General features: G+C 70.9%; 2 protein-coding genes. Both read right to left on the minus strand.

Translation table 11 applies throughout. The features are described from left to right. Nucleotides 1–262: 262 nt before the first annotated feature. Complete coding sequence (locus AC08ON_RS17855; protein WP_476607049.1) at nt 263–940, minus strand: AMIN-like domain-containing (lipo)protein; 678 nt, start codon at nt 938–940, stop codon at nt 263–265. Nucleotides 941–1,099: 159 nt separating this feature from the next. After that, the coding region (locus tag AC08ON_RS17860) for an ADP-ribosylglycohydrolase family protein (protein ID WP_476617410.1) at nt 1,100–2,808 on the minus strand (1,709 nt) is incomplete at its 5' end.

Here is a 2,808-nt window from a genome sequence, read left to right on the forward strand (position 1 = left end):
ACCACGGACAGGTCAACAGCCGCAGGATCTGAAGGACCGACAGGTTAAACGACAAGCTGAGAGCACGTGAGGAAGGTCCCGACCCCCGATGCCGAACGGGCCGTTCCCGGGCCAGTGCCGGGCAGCCTAAGTTGATCATGCTGTTGTGCTGGGTTTTCGGGGTGCGGCGCGGTGTGCCTCGATGACCGGCGACGGCAAAGAGGGAACTGCCCGCGCCAGGGCGGTGCGGGCAGGCCACGGGCCGAGGCCTCACCGGCAGGCCTCAGGCGGCGAGGTCGATCACCACGCGCGACGGGTTCGACAGCTCGAACACCCGAAAGCCGACCCGATCGTCGACCCCCAGGCCGAAATGGACGTATCCCTCGTAGTCGCCGGTCATCCGATACTGGACGAGCGCGGGAAGCCCGCCGCCGGCCCGCGGTGTGCGCAGCGTCGACCTACCGGTCTCATCGTGGGCCACGGCCGGGAACAACACCACCTCCAGGAAGGCCTGCCCCCGCAGCGGGACCGCAACGCCCTCGCCCGGCGACAGCACCTCGGCCACGTAACGCACCTCGTAGCCAGGGATCTGCCCTTGGAACTCGATCGTCAGCCGATCGAAAGCCATCCCGCCGGCGACGTTGTGCGCGCCGCGCACCGCGACGACCGTCGCGTTACCGTACAGCTGATGCCCGACGCGGCGCGGTTCGCTCGACCAGACCGGCTCCCGCGGCGTCGCGGTCGTGGAAGGCGACGTCACCACCGGTCCATCCGGCGAGCGGGAGGACACGGACGGAGAAGGCACCGGCGAGGTGCCGGATACCGATGGCTTCGGCGTGGTGACGTCGGTGGAGCCGCCGCCACCGGCACCGCCGCCACATCCCAGCGGCACGAGCAGCGCGCCCGCCAGCAGCGCCACCGCCCCGATCCATCGCCGGCCCGTTGTTGTCCGCCCCTTCATGCAACTCACCTCGCAGCCCAGCTCACCTCGCCGCCCCGGGTGGCCGAAAGGGACCTTCGGCAGGGGACGGTCAGGTTAACGTCCCCCGACCAGGTGAGCCGGAAGCACCACGGAGCACCGGCACAGCTCGGACCGATGGGAGATCTGATGTGCGTGAGCTCAGCTCCCGGGGTAGCGGGTGGACCAGGCCGGGGTGGCCGCGCCGAAGGCGTCGGAGACGGTCGCGGTGTTCTCGATCTCGGTTACCAGATCGTCCGCGACCTGCCCGACCAGCTCATAGCCCGCCAGCTCCTTCAGCCAGGCTGCCGGCAGCGCCGGCTCACCCAGAGCGGTGCCAACGAGGTTCCCGCAGATCGCACCGGTCGAGTCGCTGTCGCCGGAGTGGTTGACTGCCGCGAGCAGCGCCGTCTGCGGATCGTCGGGCGCCGCCACCGCGCAGTACACCGCGATCGCTAGCGCCTCCTCGGCGACCCAGCCGGCGCCCAGCGATTCCACGCGTTCCGCCGTGGGCGCACCGTCCGCTGCCGTTCCGAGCGCCGCCCGCAGAGCTCTGGCCACTTCCTTGCCGTCGCGTTCGGCCGACAGGCGGCCGAGGGCCGATGCGGTGGCCTGGGTGATGCCAGCGCCGTCCACCATCGCGGCGACGATCCATGCGAACGCGCCCGCGGCGAGGTACCCGGAGGGATGACCGTGGGTGAACACGGCGCATGCGACCGCATGGTCGAAGGAGGTTTCCGGGCCCCGCCGGAGCAGCCCGAACGGGGCCGAGCGCATCACCGCCCCGCATCCCTTGCTGCCGGGGTTCGCCGGCCGCGCGAGCGTGCCCATCTCGGGGCGTCCCAGCCCGGACAGGCAGGCGTTCCCCGGAGCGCGCCGGGCATACACCAGCTGCTGCGCCGCCAACCAGCCGTCCACCTCCCCGGCGGCCGGACCGGTCCGCCGCTGCGTCGTGAGCCAACGCTGGTAGGCGCGCCACAGCACCGCGGGCGGATCGGCGATGCCCCGGGAACGGCTGCGGACCGAGGCCCGGATCAGACCCTCCACGGTAAAGAGCGTCATCTGGGTGTCATCTGTAAACGGAGCGTGTACCCCGTAGGCGGCCGTGAGGCCGATGACCCCCGCCGTCCCATACTCCCGTCGGATCTCGTCAAGCGACTGGAATTCGATTGCCGCACCGAGCGCGTCTCCCAACGCCCCGCCCAGCAGGCAGCCCCGGACCCGGTCCCGGTAGGAGAGGCCGGAGTTCGCATCGTCCGTGGGCGCCGCCGCGCGCCGCTCTGATGGCCACAGGCTGACCGCGAGCCCCACGGCGGACCGGGCGGCCGGGGCGGCCCACAGACGTTCCTTGGTTCCGGCGGCGCCCTGGCTCTCTTCCGGGGTTTCGAGATCGGCGGCGGCGGCGAGTTCGGCGGCGGTCATGCGTTGGCGGGCCAGTGCCCGGCCCGACCTGCTGAGAATGACACCCTCGGCGGTCAGGATCTCCCGTGGATCGTCGGTGCGTTCCGGATCGGGCCAGCGGAAGTCCGGGGAGACGGAACCGTTCAGGAGCAGGACGCGGTGGGCGTTGGAGATCCGGGCACTGGCCAGCTTGGCTCCCACCGCGACGGCGTGGGACCCGATCACCTCCGCGACGTCGGAGTAACTGGTCCAGCGGCCGGGTGGGATCGCGGCCAGTACCCGGCTCATCAGGGTCCATCGCTGGTCCTGGGACGGCGGTACTACGGACTCGTCCGGGCCGGGCCAGATCTTCACGATCCGCTCGGCGAGCGCCCGGCCACGATTCTGGATCTCCTCCCGGCCCCATCTGTCCTGACCGGAGATTTCTCGGTTCGTAAGTGTTCGGTGAACCGGTGGGATGTTGACTGGGT

The sequence above is a fragment of the Frankia sp. CoWAU3 genome, assembly GCF_977971855.1.